Genomic DNA, 15,425 nt, shown 5'->3' on the forward strand with positions numbered 1-15,425 from the left:
GCGCAATGGGAACTCCGGTCGCCCTGCTGGGCCGGCCCGGGCAGGCGCGCGAGCGCCTGCGTGAAGCGCTCGGCCTGGCCGGCGCCCACGTGGTGCTGGAAGACGAGCCGTCGGCGGTGGACGTGCAGATGCTGCGCGATGCCGAGCCGGTGGCGGTGCTGGTCGCGCTGGAGCCGTCGATCGAAGACGCGCTCGAAGCGCTGGAGCCGGCCTTCAACATGCCCGGCGTCATGGTGATCTTCGACGAGGCCGAGTTGACCGTGCGCCGCGAGGGCTGGGAAGCGCAGCGCTGGGTGCGCCATCTGGCCGCCAAGCTGCATGGCCATGCAGACGTATTGCCGCCAGGCACCGAGAGCGAGCCGTCGCTGCATCCCGAACCGGGCCTGGAACTGGCGCCGCGGCAGCACTCGGACCTGCAACTGGACCAGCATCTGCAGGCAGCCGCGCACGCATTCGACAGCGTGCCCGGCGATGCCTTGTTCGCACGGGGCGCGGGCACGTCCGAGGCCGCGGCTGCGGCCGACAAGCCGGGCCTGACGCTGGGCGATTCCAGTACCTGGGGCCTGGTCGACGAGGTCGCGGTGGTGGTGCGCCCGCGTGCCGAATTGAACATGGACGCGTTGTCGACCGGCGGGCTGTCGCTGGTGGAACTGGATCAGGTCGGTACGACCACCGGTGCGGTGCTGGTGCTGGCCGGCATCGGCGGCCCGGATGCGATCCGCCGCCTGCTGTCCGCGCTGCCGCCGGAGTTTCCGCGCGCCGTGCTGGTGCGCATGACCCTGGATGGCGGCCAGTACGGCAACCTGGTGCGGCAGATGGGACGCGTGTCGGCGTTGCCGGTCGACCTGGGCGAAGCCGGCCAGGTGATTACGCCGGGCAGGGCCTATGTGCTGTCCGACGACATCGGCGTGCAGCACCATGCCGGCGCGCTGGCATTTGTCGCGCAGGCCGATCCGGCCGGGCTGGTGGCTGCGTTGCCGCCGGCCGACAGCGCGGTGCTGATGCTCAGCGGCGCCAACGAGGCGATGGTCGAGCCAGCGCTGGCGCTGGCCGAGCAGGGCGGCTGGCTGGCGGGTCAATCCGCCGACGGCTGCTACGACCCGGCCGCGGCGGCACGTCTGGCGCGCCAGGGCATTCTGACCGGCGACCCTGCGCAGTTGGCGCGGGCGTTGGCACAGCGCTGGCCGGCGTAAGCCGGGCGCTTCCTCTCAAGATCGGAACAGGTGCGATGAGCTACGCCAACAATGACGAAATCCGCGGCGTCCTGATCCAGGCCGGCAACGAGCGCGTGCTGCTGCCCAACGCCACGGTGGCCGAGGTGATGTCGCGGGTGGCGGTCGAGCCGATGGCGGAGATGCCGCGCTGGGTGGTCGGACGCATCGACTGGTACGGCTGGAAGGTGCCGCTGCTGTCGTTCGCGCGCCTGAGCGGCATGGGCGACGAGCCGACCGCGGTCAACAACAAGGTGATCGTGCTCAAGGCGCTGGGCGGCAATCCGGCGCTGCCGTACTTCGCCCTGCTCACCGCCTCGTTCCCGCAGCTGATCTCGGTGCCGCGCGACGGCCTGCTGGCCGATGCGTCCGAAGATGCGCTGCCCGACGGCGTGCACATGCGCGTGCTGCTGGGCGAGCAGAGCGCATTGCTGCCGAACCTGGATGCGATCGAAGCGCAGCTTGCGCAGGCGCTTGCGGCGATTGCCGCGTAACAAGCGGCTGCTGGACGACGACGCGGCGATGTCGCGATGAGGGGTGGGATGGGTGCAGCAACGGCCAGGTGGGCGTCGCCGTTGCTGGGTGCAGCGGGTGCCGGCATGGCCGATGCTGAGATCTCTTGCTACCTGTGGGCGGCCGTTAGCGCAGGCGTGATCTGTATGCATCAGCCTGCTCCACACAACACGCATGACACGCGCAAGGCGCGCCTGCGGCTGTCATGAGTCTTCCCGTCTTCGCACCCGTCCAGCACGCCGACGGGGTGATGCTGTGCGATCTGGCCGTCGTCGATCCGGCGGCGATGGCCGACTACCACAGCCGTAACCGCGCGCATCTGGCCGCCGCGATGCCGCTGCGGCCGCCGGCGTTCTACACCACCGACGGCTGGCGTCGGCTGAGCATCGCCTACCGCACCGCATTGCCCGGCGAGCGCGAATTGCAACTGGTGTTGCTGCGCGAGGCGCAGGTGATCGGCACGGTCGGCCTCACCCAGATCCAGCGCGGTGCCTTCCAGGGCTGTCATCTGGGTTACGGCCTGGATGCGCAGCAGCAGGGGCGCGGCTTGATGCAGTGGGCGGCCACGCAGGGCATCGCGTTTGCATTCGGTCCGCTGGGCCTGCACCGGGTGATGGCGCAATACGTCCCCGACAACCTGCGCAGTGCGCGCGTGCTGCAGCGGCTGGGCTTTCAGATCGAAGGCTATGCGCGCCGTTATCTGCAATTGAACGGCGTCTGGCGCGACCATGTGTTGACCAGCAGACTGCGTGATGACGCTGACGCTGACGCTGACGCTGACGCCGGTGACGGTGACGGTGAGTCTTTCCGCCCCTGATCGTTGCGGCCGCAGCGCACACGCAGCGGGCCCGACGCAGCGCTGGTTGTGCGCGGATCCGCAGCCCACAGCGCCGCAAGGCGGTTTATCCGCGCGCAGCGCTCCCGCATGATGCAAGGCTGTCGCCGCGCAGTGCGGCTACCTGTTTTCTTTCTGCATGGAGTTCGCCCGGATGATCCAACGTCGTCACTTCCTCAAGAGCGCCACGCTTGGTGCGATCGCTTCCGGCCTGGTCGGGTGGAGCGCGCGTGCGCAGGCGGCCGTCGGTGCCGGCACGGGCGGACGCGTTGCCGCGCTGCCACGCGGCGCGGCGCGGGTGATTTCCACCTGGGATTTCGGCATTGCCGCCAACCAGGCAGCCTGGAACATCCTCGGCAGTGGCGGTATCGCACTGGATGCGGTGGAAGCGGGCGTGCGCGTGCCCGAAGCGGACCCGAGCAATCCCACCGTGGGCCTGGGCGGCTATCCGGACCGTGATGGGCGGGTAACGCTGGACGCGTGCATCATGGATCACCTGGGCAATTGCGGCGCGGTGGCATCGCTGGAAGACGTGGTGCATGCGATCTCGGTGGCGCGCGCGGTGATGGAAAAAACCCCGCATGTGATGCTGGTCGGCGATGGCGCGCGGCAGTTCGCGTTGGAACAGGGATTTCCGCAGACCAAACTGCTCACGCCCAGCTCCGAAGCGGCGTGGAAAGAGTGGTTGAAGACCTCCAAGTATTCGCCGGAAGCCAATATCGAAAACCGCGCCTGGCGCGATGCGAAGCTGCCGGGCGGCAAGGATAATCACGACACCATCGGCATGCTGGCGCTGGATGCGCACGGCAACCTGTCCGGCGCGTGCACCACCAGCGGCATGGCATGGAAGATGCACGGCCGGGTCGGCGACAGCCCGATCATCGGCGCGGGCCTGTATGTGGACAACGAAGTGGGCGGCGCGACCTCGACCGGCGTTGGCGAAGAGGTGATCCGCAATGTCGGCAGTTTTGCGGTGGTGGAAATGATGCGCCAGGGTAAGTCGCCGGCCGATGCCTGCCGCGAAGTGGTGATGCGGTTGATCCGGCGCAAGCCCGAACTCACCCGCACCTTGCAGGTCGGATTTCTGGCGATGAACAAGCGCGGCGAGGTGGGTGCGTTCGCGATCCAGAAGGGTTTCAGTTATGCGGTCTGCGATGCGCAGCGGCAGGACCTGCTGGTGCCCGGCGAAAGCCACTACACCACCGAGCCTGCGGCATGAGCGTGTCGGGGCTGGAAGTGGCGGCCGATTCGGTGGGGTCGGCATTGGCGGCGCAAGAGGGCGGTGCGATGCGGGTCGAGCTCTGCGGTGGTCTGGACGGCGGCGGGTTGACGCCGTCGTTCGGCACGCTGGCGGTGGTGCGTGAGCGATTGCAGATTCCGCTGTATGTGTTGATCCGTCCGCGCGTGGGCGATTTCGTCTTCGACGCGGCAGAGGTCGAGGTGATGCGGCGCGATGTGGAGCAATGCGTGCGGCTGGGCTGCGATGGCGTGGTATTGGGCGCGCTGGATCCGCATGGGCAGGTCGACATGGGCACGATGCGGGTGTTGATCACCGCAGCCGGGTCGCTGGGCGTGACCTTTCATCGTGCGATCGACGTCAGTGCCGATCCGTCGCGCGCGCTGGAAGATGCGATCGCGCTGGGGTGCGAGCGCGTGCTGACCTCCGGTGCGCGTGCGAGCGCGCTGGAAGGTGTCGACACCATCGCTGCGCTGGTGCGGCAGGCAGGCGGCCGCATCAGCATCATGCCCGGTGCCGGGCTCTCCGAGGACAACCTTCGCACCGTGAGCGAACACACCGGCGCCCACGAGTTCCACGCCTCGGCGCGTCGCGTGATTGCCGCGCAGGTGCAGGCACCGCACCCGTCGATTCGCGATCTGGGTGGCGACTACCAACGGACGGATGTCGTACGGGTGCAGCGAATGGTAGATGTGTTGCAGCAACGCTGAGCAACGCGCATGCGCGCCCGGTGACGAGAACTGCGATTGGCACGCTCTTCTCGCGCCGTCTCAGCCTTGAGGCGGCTACCCTAGCCGGCACCACGGGATGCAAGGCCCGACAGATCTGATGTCGCTGGAAGCGCGCGCTGTGCGGCTGGTGGTCAAGAGCGCCGGCGGATTGCCGGGCGGCACGCTCATCGGTCTGGACGCTTCCGCATCGGTGGCATGTTGCGGCTTCTATACGCAAGCTGTCGGCAGCCAGAATCCACCGGTCGTTCTGTCTACTCGCCATCCGAGCCTTCGTGCGCATGCTCGGGCAGATATAGCGGGAAAGAGGGAAACTGCCGACGATCTTGCGGGCGTGCAGCGACGAGCAATTCGCGGGTCTTCCACATCTGTACCGCTTTGGCCAGCGTCGATGCGTCCATTTCGCTTTCTTGGTGATAAACGTATTGTCCGAGATGATCGACGATACCGAGGTGCGCATTTTGCTGCGCCTTCCAGTTGCTCACTGCGGTGTAATGATCGCTCAGGTCTTCACTGGTCATCCCTTCGACTCTAGGCGTGTCACCCGCCATTTGTTGCACCATTGTCTGGAAATCTGGATCCTTGCTTTCATCGAGCATTTTTTTGAGTGCGGCCACCTCGCCGAGCGTGGCAGGAGTTCCCGGAGGCCGCTTGTCTGGACGATAAGATGGGGCGCCTTCGATAAACGGATTTCTTTCGTCATCGATGACAACGCTCAACAGGGCGTGTGCGGTGTCATCGATTTTTTCAAGCGCGTCTTTACGCGCCTGCATGCCGGTGAGTGCAGTGCCAGAGGAAGATGCACCCGCCGGATCGATCGTGGTGGCGGGGTGGGGATTGGCGCCGATGGGGCCGGTGCGATCTTGTCTTGGCGGCACTATGTGCTGCCTGAGTCGATCGAGTTGCGCTTGCAGATGTGGTGGAACACGGATTGTGCAAGCGGCAGGCAGTGCGGAGATTGTCAGAGGCAGTGCTTGCAGTCTGTTGCAGCCTCGCAGGTCAAGCTCTTCAAGCTGCGTCAGCGTATGAATATCCACTGGCAGAGTGACCAACTCGCTGCAGTCCTGCAGGTTGAGTCTCTTCAATGGCGCACGGCCCCTGGCAACCGGGGGATAGTCGCGTAATGCCGAGCCCTGCAAATCCAGTTCTTCCAGCCTTGGCATGTGATGAATGTTGATGGCAAGTTGGGCCAGTGGTGAGTGCATCACCTGCAATCTTTTCAAATTTTCCAGGTGCATGACCGAGGTCGGGAGGATGCGTATTCCTGTGCCCAACAACTGTAGTGCTTGCAGGTTGATCAGCCCTTCGTATTGGCCGGATGCGTTGCGCATTGCAAGATTGCGGGGCAGCTCTGTCAAGTCCGGACAGAAGACAATGCTGAGCTGTCGCAATTGGCTCAGGTAAGAAATGGATGCCGGCAGCGAGCGAATCGGATTCTGCTCCAACACCAATGTCTGCAAGTTGGCGAGGTCTTGCATGGATTGCGGAAGTTCCAATAGGCCCGCTGCACTGATGGTCATGTGTTCCAGGTGGGAAAGACGGTCGGTCTGCTCAGGGAATCGGGGCAGTGGCAGGTAGTGGAGATTCAGCGATGCGACAGCGGGGTTGGCTGCTTCCGCCAACGTGGCTGCCGTTGCCCTCAGAGCTTCCTGCGGATCGGTCTCGACGGTCGGCATGCCGTCGATGGCAGCGCTCCATGCGTTGCGCCATTGCGCATTGGCCGCCGCGCATTCCTGCCGCCATTGCGACAACGCACTTTCGTAGGTGGAAGTCGATGCGCCGTGCTCCAACTGCGCGTTGCCTGGCGCGGCGTGCGAGCCTGGGCGCGCAGCTTCGATGCGCGGCGAGGCCGTTACTGTGGAGTGGAACCGGACCCGTTCTCTGGCGCCCAGTTGTGGCACGCCTGACGAGTGAAAAGCGTCTGCGGGTCCTTCATCTGCTGCCATGTGGTCATCAACTTCGTGAGGATGCGAACGCACGTCCGACCTGGGCTGCCGACCGGAGATTTCGGATGACGCTGGTGTCGATGATGGGCGACGCGGACGGTTGCCGGTTACACGCCCGAGCAGGCCACCAAGCAGGCCTGAACCGCGTTCGGAAACGGCGCGAGGCCGCGTCCGATCGGAGGGCAGCGCGTTTGGGTTGGAGATTTCCTCAGGTGGAAGCTCCGACGGAACCTCTGGCGTGCGTGCCCGACCGATGCGCGGCATCGTGTTTCCTCGTTCGTTGCATGCGGTGTCATGGAAATCATCCGACTGCAGCGCATTGCACAAGGATCTCGGCGCGAAGTCCTGATCAGGGCGGCGAAGCGTCGATGGTGCGGCGGTCAGCAATCGATCGCCCCTGGGTAGGACTGGTGCCGGCAGACGCCGTGCAGGTAGCGCATGCGCCAAGCCGCACTGGATCGATCACGACATGTCTGATGCGTTGACGCTTCCAGGTGTAGCTGATGTGCACCAGACCATCGCGGGTCTGGATCACCGCTGGATAGGAGAACTCGTCTTTTGCGCTGTGCTCCAGCGTGAGTACGCGTTGCCAGTGGACGCCATCGGTCGACAGCGCCACCGCAAGTGTGCCGCGACCATCCCACCAGTCCTTGCCGGCGATGCCGGGGTTGTAGACCAGCAGGGCGCGACCGTCGCGCAGCATCACCGCGTCGGTGCCGGAGTTGGGGTTCTCCACGTCCAGCAACTGCATCGGTTGCCAATGCAGGCCGCCATCGTGCGAGAACGTACTGAACAACCTGTTCTGCTGGCTGCGCCCGAGTACCTGCACGCGCCCGTCCGCATGCAGCAGAACGCTGGGCTGGATCGCACCGATCACCACCGGGTCGTTGAACGGCACGCCGCGTTGCCAATGCGCGCCGTCGTCGTCGCTCCATTCCAGATGCGCGCGCCAGCCGCGGTCTTCGCTGCTGCTGGGCGCGAGGATGCGTCCATTCGACAATTGCACCGGCTTGTTCTTGATCGGGCCGAGAATGCCGTCGGGCAGCCGCTGCGGTGGCGACCAGTGCGCACCGTCATCATCTGAGGTGAGGCGCAGTCCCCACCACTGCCGTGGATTGGGGCCGAGCTTGTAGTACAGCTGCACCGGGCCGGTGCCGGACTGGAACAGCACCGGATTCCAGGCCGGCAGCGCGGCGCCCTCCGCGCCGGCATGCGCGCCATCGGCGATGCGTCGTGGCGACTGCCAGTGCTGCGGGCCGCGTTGGGCGAGCCAGATACCGACATCGGCCGCGCCTTCGTGTGCACCACCAAACCAGGCTGCCAGCAGCGTGCCGTCGCGGGTTTCCAGCAGCGTGGAGGCGTGCGCCTGTGGCGTCGGTGCCGGGTTGGCGATGAACTCGCTGAGCACGATGGATGAGGGCGTCGGCATGGGCGATTCGGCTTGAACTGCGCTGACGGCAAGGCTCGCAACAAGGCAGGTCAGCAGGCGTGACGGGAGCATCGTGGTGAAGTCCTGTGCGGATTTTAAAGATACCTATTTATTATCTATTAAATACCATGTGCTCTGGTCATCCCAGGGGCCGTCGTCGCCCACCACGGCGAGGACCCGCGATGTCGTCACCCCCACTTTGCCCGTTGCGCTGGCTGGCTGCACTCGGCCTGACCGCGTTGACCCTGCCCACCGCCATGCAGAACTTTGCTGCGCCTGCGACGTACATCGCGGAGCGGCGTTGCGAGGATTCAGTCGTACGCGAGCAGGCCGTTATCGAGATGACCCGGTGTGCGGTGTGCCTGGCGCTTGGTCGGCGCACTGCGACGCGGTAAACAGGTGCGACCGGCTTTCAGTGCCGATTGGCGTGCAACGACGCGCAGCGCCGTGTATCCGTCCACTCAGGAGCACACGTATGGCGTTTCCAACATCAGTCAACGACCAGATCACCGATGCTGTCACGCAGTCCAACGTCAAGGTCATTGGCGAGGCGCCTGCAATGGCGATGGGCTCGATCTACCAGAGCATGGCGCATTCGACCGGCATCCTGTTTCAGAACGCGGTATCGGCGCAACAGCAGCAAAACACCCTGTCGCAGGCCGCCACCAGTCAGGGCGTGATGCAGACCTACAGCCTTGATACGACCGCCTCGGCGGCGGATGTGGAGAAGGTCGCGCAAGCGGGTGTCGCCGACAATCTGACCAGTTTGCTCACCGTGCTCAATGCGTTCAACACCGGCAAATAATGGCGGCTGGCGACAGCGGCAGTGCTGTCGCCAATGTTGCTGACACGCGTGCGTCGGTGCACTCAGGCCGCGTCGTCGTCGCGCGCCTGCGGCGGCAGCAGGATCTGCGGCTGCTTGGCCGAGTGGGTCTGGCACAGGAAGGTCATCAGGTGCGCCGCTTCGGTGCTGCCGATCGGCTGGCTGGGCGCCGGCTTGCTGTGGACGTGTTCGGCAAAGGCGTGCTGGGTCTGCTCCGGAACCGCGGAGACAGGGTCTTGCGTAACGGTGGACGACGACATGAAACGCTCCTGGAACTCACGATCTGACCGTCGCCCGATAGGACGACGGGAATGCGCCACTGCCTTCCACAACGGCGTGAGCCGGTGATCTTGCCTGGAATGCGATCAGTCCGATACCGCACAGGTAGCAGACCCTATGCGGGCAGTTGACCTCCAGACAGCGGCGGGCGCGCGGTAGTCTGAAGGCCGGCCAGCCCCGGGAGTGCCAAGCGGGTTGCCTGGCGGTTGGTTTGGCCCATCGGCGGACACGCACAGGCGGCTTGCGATTGCCAAGCCGGCGGGTGCGCGAGCGTCAGCCGCCGGCCATCCGCATGCCCTCTACTCCTTCGGCGTGATCCACACCTGCTGCTGCAGGCCGCGCACGCCGGGCTTGGCGGTGCTGTCCAGGTCGAACACCACCACGGTGTTGTCGCCCTTGCGCTGGAACGGGGCCGGGAAATACAACGCCCGCTGCGGGCCGATGGCCCAGTGGCGGCCCAGGTTGACGCCGTTGGCCCAGGTCACGCCCTTGCCGAAGGCGCGCATGTCCAGGTAGGTGTCGGTCGGCGTGCCGATGGGCAGGCTGCCGCGATGGAAGGCCGGGCCGTTAACGTGGTTGCGGGTCCAGCCGCGGATGCTGTCGGGCGAGCGCATCGGCAGCGGGAAGGCCTGCCAGCCGGTGAGCTGCCAGTTGTCCAGCAGCACCGGGTCGACCAGCCCGGCGCGGCCGTCGGCCATGCGCGGGCCGTAGTTGATGCGGCCGCTGTTTTCGACCAGCACATCCAGCGTGTGCTGGCCTGCCGGAACATCCACGTCGGTGGAGACCTGCTGCAGCCGGCGCTCGACGCTGCCGACCGGCTTCTGGTCGACATACACCCGCGCCACATCGCGCACCTCGCCCAGGTACAGCGCGCCCTTGCGCGGGCCGGTGACGGTGGTGCGGTAGAGGATGTAGCCGTAATCCTGGCCGAAGTGTTCCATCGGCTGCGGGGTGTCGATGGCGATCGGTGCGGGCAGGTTGTCCCACAGCGAGGCCGATTCGCGCAGTTGGGTGTCCGGCAGCGCCGTGATCGCGATCGGCTTGGGCAGCGCCGGCGGCTGCACGCCGGTGACGCGGGCGATGGCGTCGCGCATCAGCGCGAACTTGGGCGTGGGGCGGCCGGCTTCGTCCAGGATGGCGTCGTAATCGTAGCTTGTGGTCTGCGGGGCGTAATGGTCGCTGGGGTTGCCCTGGAAATTGGCACCATTCATGAAGCCGAAACTGGTGCCGCCGATGAACATGTAGAGGTTGGCCGAGTGGCCCTGGCGCAGGATCCACTCCAGCTCTTCGGTCTGTTGTTTTGCATCGGTGCTGGCGTGCGGCTTGCCCCAGTGATCGAACCAGCCAGCCCAGTATTCGCCGACCATGCGTGGTTGCTCAGGGCGGAACTTGATCAACTTCTCGAACGCGCTTTTGGCCTCGCCGGGTGCAAAGTTCACCACCGCCAGGGTGTCCGGCAAGGTGCCGTTGGCGAGCATGTCAGCGCCATCGGAGGTGAACAGCAAGGCGTCGTCGAAGCCGGCCTTGACGTACATGGCGCGGTTGTCGGCCATGTAGGCATGGTCGTCGTCGTAGGAGCCGTATTCGTTCTCGACCTGCACGGCGATGATCGGCCCACCGTTGTGGTTGAGCAGCGGATGCACCTGTTTGGATACGGCATCCAGGTAAGCCTGGCTGGCGGCGAGAAAGCGCGGGTCGCGGCTGCGCACGCGGATGTTGTCCTTGCCGAACAACCAGGCGGGGTAGCCGCCGGCTTCCCACTCGGCGCAGGTATAGGGGCCAGGCCGCAGGATCACGTTGAGGCCTTGTGCGGCGGCCTCGCGCACGAACGCGGCCACATCGTTGTTGCCGGAAAAATCGAACCGGCCTTGCTGCGGTTCGACCAGGTTCCAGAATACGTAGGTCTCCACCGTGTTCAAGCCGAGTGCGCGCGCTTTTTGCAGGCGGTCCTTCCAGTAGGCGCGCGGGATGCGCTGGAAATGGATGGCGCCGGAGAGCAGTTGATACGGCTTGCCGTCGCGCACGAACTGCGTGCCCTGGGTGCCGAAGCTGGGCCAGGTGGTGGTATCGGCGGCGCTAGCGGTGAGGGGAAGTGCGAACGCAAGGGCCAGAACGAGCGGTGCAAGGGTCGTACGCAACATGGGCGATTCTCGGCGGTGACGAACGAAGAGTGACGAGTAAGAACAAGCATCAACCAAACGAAGGCGGCAGATCCTCCTTGTTCGCGCCGAAGGCCAGGTTCGGTTTGGCGCCCATGGTGAATTCCAGCGTGCCGCCAGCGGCCAGGTCGGCATGCCGCATCCAGCTGCGGTTGGTCGGTTTGCCGTTCCAGCTCAGCGACTGCACATACACGTTCTGCGCGCTGCTGCTGTTGGCGACGATGCGCAGCGTGCGGCCGTTGCCGACATCCAGTTCTGCGCGCTTGAACAGCGGGCTGCCGAGGATGTAGTTGCCGCTGACCGGGTCCACCGCATACAGCCCGAGCGCACTCAGCACGAACCAGGCGCTCATCTGCCCGCAATCCTCGTTGCCGGACAGGCCATTGCGCGCGTCGTGGTATTGCTCGCGCAGCAGCCGGCGCACCATTGCCTGGGTCTTGTACGGCTGGCCGGCGTAGGCGAACAGATAGGCCACATGATGGCTGGGCTCGTTGCCGTGCGCGTACTGGCCGACCAGGCCGTCGATATCCGGCGGCGCATCGGCGGGCAGTTCGGAGCTGGTGGAAAACAGCTCGTCGAGCTTGGCGACGAAGCCGTCGCGGCCACCGTACAGGTCCATGTAACCGTACAGGTCGTGCTGGTTGAGGAAGGTGGCCTGCCAGGCGTTGGACTCGGTGAAGTCGCGCCACTTGCTGATGTGGCCCATGCCGCGCGGGTCGAACGGCATGGCCCAGCTGCCGTCTTCCAGCCGCGCCTGCACGAAGCCGCTGTCGCGATTGAACACGTTACGGTAGTTGCGTGAGCGCTCGCGCAGTGCGCGTGCATCGTCGGTGGCACCGGCGGCCTGGGCCAGATGCGCGCAGGCCCAGTCGTCGTAGGCGTATTCCAGCGTGCGGCTGACCGCTTCGTCCACCTTGTCCGCGGGGATGTAGCCAAGCTTGCGGTAATACGCCAGGCCATGGGTGGTGTCGTCCATGGCGCGCTTGCGGTAGGCCGGCCAGGCGGCCTTGTAGTCAATGCCGGTGAAGCCCTTGGCATGCGCTTCGGCCAGCACCACTGCCGAGTGGTAGCCGATCATGCAGCCGGTTTCCACGCCTTGCAGCGGCCAGATGCCCACGCCATCCGGGCATTCGCTGGCGCCGCGCACCAGGCACTGCACCAGGTCCGGCACGCGCTCGGGCTGCACCAGGGTGAGCAGCGGGTGCGCGGCGCGGTAGGTGTCCCACAGCGAGTAGGTGCTGTAGTTGTGATAGCCCTTGGGGGCGGTGTGGATCTGCAGGTCCATGCCGCGGTAACGGCCATCCACGTCGCTGAAGAGGGTGGGCGCGAGCAGGCTGTGATACAGGCCGGTGTAGAAGATGCGGCGTTGCGCATCGTCATCGCTGTCGATGCGCACGCGTGCCAGTTCCTTCTCCCAGGCGGCCACGGCTTGCGCATGCACGCGGGCGAAGTCGAAGTCCGGCAGTTCCGCATCCAGGTTGGCCAGCGCATTGTCGGCGCTGACCGCGGAGATGCCGACCTTGATCAGCAGCGGGGCGTCGGATGCATCCGGGTAATGCAGTGCGGCCTTGAGGTGCACGCCGTCCACGCTGCGCGTGCCTGCGGCCAGCGGCTGGTCTTCGTTGTACAGCTGCACCTGCTTGAACGGCCGCGACAGCCGCATCGCGAAATAGATGTAGCGCCCCTGCGCCCATTGATAGACGCGCCGGCCACCGGTGAGGGTACGGTCGTCGACCACGCGCAGTTGCGCGTCGGTGATGCGGGTGGGGATGCCGGGCTTGTCCTGCATGCCGTGGCACAGGTCCAGCAGCACATGCGCCGGCTTGCCCTTGGGGAAATGGTAGCGGTGCAGGCCGGCGCGCGCAGTGGCGGTGAGTTCGGCATGCACGCCACTGTCCTTGAGCCGCACGCGGTAGTAGCCGGGCGAGGCGGCTTCATCGCTGTGGTCGTAGCGCGAGCGGTAGCCGCTGTCCGGCGCGTCGAGTGCGCCCGGTACAAGCTTGACCTCGCCGGTGGCCGGCACCAGCAGGAAATCCAGCATGTCGCCGATGCCGGTGCCGGACAGATGCGTGTGCGAAAAGCCCATGATCGAGCCGTCGGACTCGTGATAGCCGGAGCACGAATCCCAGACCGCGTTGTAGGTGTCCGGGCTCAGTTGCACCATGCCGAACGGCAAGGTCGCGCCGGGAAAGGTGTGGCCATGGCCGCCGGTGCCGATGAACACATCGACGTGACGGGTGAGCTCGGCGCGGGTGCGCGCATCGGCCGGCAGTGCGTAGTTGCCTGCACGTGCGCGTGCAAGCCCGGGCAAGCCGGTGCTGCCGAACAGGGCTGCTGCGATGGCGCCTTGGAGAAAACCGCGTCGTGTTGCCATGGTGATGTGCTCTTGGATGTCACGAAGTGGGGCGGGCCGTACCCTCATCCGCCCCTCGGGCACCTTCTCCCGAGGGGAGAAGGGAAGATCAAGCGCTCTGCAGTTCCGCGTTGGAAGGGCGGTCGGGCCCTTCGCACAATCAGGCGCTGCGCAGCAGCTGGGGTTTGCGTTGGTGCAGGTCGATGATCAGCTCGCCGAACAAGGTGTTGGCCCAGGCGAACCAGTCGCGGGTGAAGCTGCTCGGGTTGTCCTTGTCGAAGGCTTCGTGCATGAAGCCGGTGCCGGCATGGGTGGTTTTCAGCCACTGCAGGCATTGGCGCAACTGCGCATCGTCGTCGCTGACCAGCGCGTACTGGATGATCGACATCGGCCAGATCGTGCCCATGCCGCTGTGCGGGCTGCCGACGCCTTCGGCCGCACGGCCGCGCGCGAAGTACGGATTGCGTTCGCTCCAGGCCAGCTGGCGGGTGCGCAGGAACACCGGGTCGGCGCGGTCGCAGCAGCCCAGGTAGGCCAGGCTGAGCAGGCCGGGGGCGTTGGCGTCGTCGATGAACAACTGGTTGCCGTAACCGTCCACTTCGAACGCCCAATACGCCTGGCCGTCGCTGTCGCGCAGTTGGCCGAACTGGCGCGTTGCGGTTTCCACTTCGTCGGCCAGCGCGGTGCAGTCGGCGGCGAACTCGGCATCGCGGTGCAAGGCCGTGCTCATCGTCGCCAGCTGGCGCAGCGAGGCCACCGCGAACAGGTTGGCCGGCACGAACAGCGGAAACATGCAGGCATCGTCGGAGGGGCGGAACATCGAGTGGATCATGCCGTTGGGCCGGGTCGGCTGGCCGTAGCCTTCCAGCACCAGGGTCTCGGTCGCCAACGGCGAGGGGCGCTGGAACACGTAGGGGCCGCGGTTGTCCTTGCGCTGCTGCTCGCGGAAGGTCCTGACCACCACCTGCATCGCTGCGCGCCAGTCGTCGTCGAACGGGGCGGCATCGCCGGTGGCGCGCCAGTATTCGTGCGCGATGCGGATCGGGTAGCACAGCGAATCGATCTCCCACTTGCGCTCGCCCACGCCGGGCTTCATCTCGGTGATGTCGTTGAGCGACCACTTCAGGCGCTGGGTCTGGCCATCGGGCAGGAAGGCGTTGGCGTACGGGTCCAGCCGGATGCAGGCGGCCTGGCGCTGGATCAGGCCATGGAACATGCGCCGCAAGGCAGGGTCGCGCCTGGCCAGCGGCACATACGGGTGCACCTGGGCGGAGGAGTCGCGCAGCCACATCGCATGGATGTCGCCGGTGATGACGAAGGTGTCCGGCTTGCCGTTGCGGGTGCCGGTTTCCACCGTGGTGTCCAGCGTGTTGGGGTAGCAGTTCTCGAACAGCCAGGCCAGCTCGGGGTCGGCGATGCGCGCCTTGATCTGCACGATCTGCTGCTCGACCACCTTGCTGATAAAACGGCGCTGCGCCTTGGGCGGGCGCTTGCTGACGAAGTTGCCGACGCCCGTGGAGGTGCCGGCGGCGAAGGCGGGCAGTGCGCCGGCCAGCAAGCCGGCGCCCGCGCTGGCGCCGAGCAGCTGAAGGATGTCGCGACGGGTGTGCATGAGCTGGAACTCCCTGGATTTCAGCAAGTGGTCGACGCAGCGGACATCGTTCCATCGGCGGCATCACGTGCCCGGCCGATGATGAGACCTATGCATGACCAATTCCCGATGACCATACAACGTGTGCGCCGAATGTGCATAGTGCGTCCGCACAATTCGGCGCCGTATGCGTGGCCTGCGGCATTGGTGGTGGCTGGTCCACGTCTATTGCGGTCGTATGACATCGCCTGCCTGCCGTGCAACCACGGTCATCGCGGTGGAAACGTGCGGCGGGATCGGCAGGCCGGCACGGCGCCGACC

The 15,425-nt window shown here is 65.8% G+C and carries 12 protein-coding genes; 6 read left to right on the top strand and 6 right to left on the bottom strand.

The genetic code is table 11. The features are described 5' to 3' along the window. Positions 1-5 precede the first annotated feature (5 nt). The 5 genes from LL972_RS00725 (at position 6) to LL972_RS00745 (ending at position 4,506) form a co-directional block, all read left to right on the top strand. Positions 6-1,193, top strand: a complete 1,188-nt coding sequence (locus LL972_RS00725) for a chemotaxis protein CheB (protein ID WP_228325982.1) — start codon at positions 6-8, stop codon at positions 1,191-1,193. A gap of 35 nt (positions 1,194-1,228) precedes the next feature. Beyond that, on the top strand, positions 1,229-1,705 hold the full coding sequence (locus LL972_RS00730) for a chemotaxis protein CheW (protein ID WP_228325983.1): 477 nt from the start codon (positions 1,229-1,231) through the stop codon (positions 1,703-1,705). A 224-nt stretch (positions 1,706-1,929) separates the two neighbouring features. After that, positions 1,930-2,541, top strand: coding sequence for a GNAT family N-acetyltransferase (locus LL972_RS00735; RefSeq protein ID WP_228325984.1), 612 nt, complete (start codon positions 1,930-1,932; stop codon positions 2,539-2,541). A 172-nt stretch (positions 2,542-2,713) separates the two neighbouring features. After that, entirely contained in the window at positions 2,714-3,778 is a 1,065-nt protein-coding gene (locus LL972_RS00740; protein WP_228325985.1) for a N(4)-(beta-N-acetylglucosaminyl)-L-asparaginase, read from the top strand. After that, on the top strand, positions 3,775-4,506 hold the full coding sequence (locus tag LL972_RS00745; protein ID WP_228325986.1) for a copper homeostasis protein CutC: 732 nt from the start codon (positions 3,775-3,777) through the stop codon (positions 4,504-4,506). Before LL972_RS00740 ends, LL972_RS00745 begins: the two co-directional genes overlap by 4 nt. Positions 4,507-4,778: 272 nt before the next feature. Here the strand turns inward: LL972_RS00745 and xopL are convergent, their stop codons facing one another. Both xopL and LL972_RS00755 read right to left on the bottom strand, forming a co-directional pair. Next, the gene (gene xopL / locus LL972_RS00750) at positions 4,779-6,734 is read right to left on the bottom strand and encodes a type III secretion system leucine-rich repeat domain-containing effector XopL (protein WP_429002101.1); all 1,956 of its coding nucleotides are present in this window, start codon (positions 6,732-6,734) and stop codon (positions 4,779-4,781) included. 85 nt (positions 6,735-6,819) lie between these two features. Beyond that, complete coding sequence (locus LL972_RS00755; protein ID WP_228325988.1) at positions 6,820-7,971, bottom strand: sialidase family protein; 1,152 nt, start codon at positions 7,969-7,971, stop codon at positions 6,820-6,822. Between the two features lie 403 nt (positions 7,972-8,374). On the opposite strand from LL972_RS00755, the gene LL972_RS00760 reads away from it, so the two are divergent. Further along, on the top strand, positions 8,375-8,704 hold the full coding sequence (locus tag LL972_RS00760) for a RebB family R body protein (protein WP_228325989.1): 330 nt from the start codon (positions 8,375-8,377) through the stop codon (positions 8,702-8,704). 62 nt (positions 8,705-8,766) lie between these two features. On the opposite strand, the gene LL972_RS00765 is transcribed toward LL972_RS00760, so the two are convergent. The 4 genes from LL972_RS00765 to LL972_RS00780 all read right to left on the bottom strand — a co-directional run bounded on the left by LL972_RS00765 (position 8,767) and on the right by LL972_RS00780 (position 15,125). After that, positions 8,767-8,982, bottom strand: coding sequence for a hypothetical protein (locus tag LL972_RS00765; protein ID WP_016904393.1), 216 nt, complete (start codon positions 8,980-8,982; stop codon positions 8,767-8,769). A gap of 318 nt (positions 8,983-9,300) precedes the next feature. Beyond that, positions 9,301-11,142 carry a glycoside hydrolase family 35 protein gene (locus tag LL972_RS00770; protein ID WP_228325990.1) on the bottom strand — a complete coding sequence of 614 codons (1,842 nt, stop codon included), beginning with the start codon at positions 11,140-11,142 and terminating at the stop codon, positions 9,301-9,303. 49 nt (positions 11,143-11,191) lie between these two features. Next, positions 11,192-13,534 carry a GH92 family glycosyl hydrolase gene (locus LL972_RS00775; protein WP_228325991.1) on the bottom strand — a complete coding sequence of 781 codons (2,343 nt, stop codon included), beginning with the start codon at positions 13,532-13,534 and terminating at the stop codon, positions 11,192-11,194. 139 nt (positions 13,535-13,673) lie between these two features. Further along, the gene (locus LL972_RS00780; protein WP_228325992.1) at positions 13,674-15,125 is read right to left on the bottom strand and encodes a glycoside hydrolase family 125 protein; all 1,452 of its coding nucleotides are present in this window, start codon (positions 15,123-15,125) and stop codon (positions 13,674-13,676) included. Positions 15,126-15,425 lie beyond the last annotated feature (300 nt).

The sequence above is a fragment of the Xanthomonas campestris pv. asclepiadis genome (assembly GCF_020784175.1).
GTDB classification, from domain to species: Bacteria; Pseudomonadota; Gammaproteobacteria; order Xanthomonadales; family Xanthomonadaceae; genus Xanthomonas; species Xanthomonas campestris_D.

Coding starts and splice junctions, on each gene's coding strand:
- xopL (WP_429002101.1), bottom strand. CDS start 6,734: ATGCCGCGCATCGGTCGGGCACGCACGCCAGAGGTTCCGTCGGAGCTT.
- LL972_RS00770 (WP_228325990.1), bottom strand. CDS start 11,142: ATGTTGCGTACGACCCTTGCACCGCTCGTTCTGGCCCTTGCGTTCGCA.
- LL972_RS00740 (WP_228325985.1), top strand. CDS start 2,714: ATGATCCAACGTCGTCACTTCCTCAAGAGCGCCACGCTTGGTGCGATC.
- LL972_RS00735 (WP_228325984.1), top strand. CDS start 1,930: ATGAGTCTTCCCGTCTTCGCACCCGTCCAGCACGCCGACGGGGTGATG.
- LL972_RS00780 (WP_228325992.1), bottom strand. CDS start 15,125: ATGCACACCCGTCGCGACATCCTTCAGCTGCTCGGCGCCAGCGCGGGC.
- LL972_RS00725 (WP_228325982.1), top strand. CDS start 6: ATGGGAACTCCGGTCGCCCTGCTGGGCCGGCCCGGGCAGGCGCGCGAG.
- LL972_RS00730 (WP_228325983.1), top strand. CDS start 1,229: ATGAGCTACGCCAACAATGACGAAATCCGCGGCGTCCTGATCCAGGCC.
- LL972_RS00775 (WP_228325991.1), bottom strand. CDS start 13,534: ATGGCAACACGACGCGGTTTTCTCCAAGGCGCCATCGCAGCAGCCCTG.
- LL972_RS00745 (WP_228325986.1), top strand. CDS start 3,775: ATGAGCGTGTCGGGGCTGGAAGTGGCGGCCGATTCGGTGGGGTCGGCA.
- LL972_RS00765 (WP_016904393.1), bottom strand. CDS start 8,982: ATGTCGTCGTCCACCGTTACGCAAGACCCTGTCTCCGCGGTTCCGGAG.
- LL972_RS00755 (WP_228325988.1), bottom strand. CDS start 7,971: ATGCTCCCGTCACGCCTGCTGACCTGCCTTGTTGCGAGCCTTGCCGTC.
- LL972_RS00760 (WP_228325989.1), top strand. CDS start 8,375: ATGGCGTTTCCAACATCAGTCAACGACCAGATCACCGATGCTGTCACG.